The following is an 888-nucleotide window of genomic DNA, read 5'->3' as shown; positions in this document are numbered from 1 at the left end:
GGTGGCGAGCGCGTAGCGATAGAGCCCGGCGACATCGGTGGCGTTGGCACGAAAGGCTGTTGGTCGCAGCACCAGCGGGATAGAGACCGAGCTGAGGTAATTGTCCGGCACCTTGTTGGGCGAAAAGACGCAGGTGGTGGCGTCGGCCATCTGCAGGGTTCCGGCCGGATAGGTCAGCGTTTCGGAAAACAGCCAACCGAGCACCGGCATGGTGGTCAGATCGTAGTACCAGGCGGTTGCGCCGCCCGGCCATGGGTGGGTCGCCGGTGCGAGAAAGACGAGCCCGAGTGTCTTGTCTGGATGTTCGCGGCCAAAGGCCGATGTCACCACGCCGCCGAAGGAATGGCCAACGATGACAGCCTTTTTGATGCCGAGATGGTCCATCAGTGCGGCAATGGTGTTGGCCTGCGCCGACGGGTTCTCGTTGTTGGTGCCGCGACCCGACCAGCCATGGCCTGGCCGGTCGAAGAACAGCATTTCGGCGCGGCCTTCGAGCAAGGGGCGCAGCGGCAGCATCTGGTCCCTGAGATTGGCGCTGGCGCCATGGATGAAGACGATCGGCGGCAACTCGGCATTGGCGGGCGCCGGAACATGGACATAGTGGATGCGGGCGCCGTCGATGTCGGCGAACTCGCCGATCGGCGGATTACGACGCTCGATCAGCCATGACCCGACGCGGGTGACGCCGACAAAGCCGAAGACAAGCGCCATCAGGAAGGCAAGGGCGGCGTAGATCAGGTTCATGGGGGAGATACGAGGTGGAGGGGGATAAGTTGTAGGGTAGGCAGTAGGCAGTAGGCAGTAGGCAGTAGGCAGTAGGCAGTAGGCAGTAGGCAGTAGGCAGTAGGCAGTAGGCAGTAGTCAGTAGGAAGTAGGCATGAGTGTTCC

Annotated in this window: 1 protein-coding gene; it reads right to left on the bottom strand. The window is 62.4% G+C overall.

The genetic code is table 11. The features are described from left to right. Positions 1-744, bottom strand: a 744-nt coding sequence (locus EN939_RS36120) for an alpha/beta fold hydrolase (RefSeq protein ID WP_164751599.1), incomplete at its 3' end; no start/stop codon positions are given. Positions 745-888: the final 144 nt, after the last annotated feature.

The organism is Mesorhizobium sp. M7A.F.Ca.CA.002.05.1.1 (genome assembly GCF_003998335.1).
GTDB lineage: Bacteria > Pseudomonadota > Alphaproteobacteria > Rhizobiales > Rhizobiaceae > Mesorhizobium.
The sequence above is the reverse complement of the archived record's forward strand: the minus strand, read 5'-3'. Positions and strand labels throughout refer to the sequence as shown.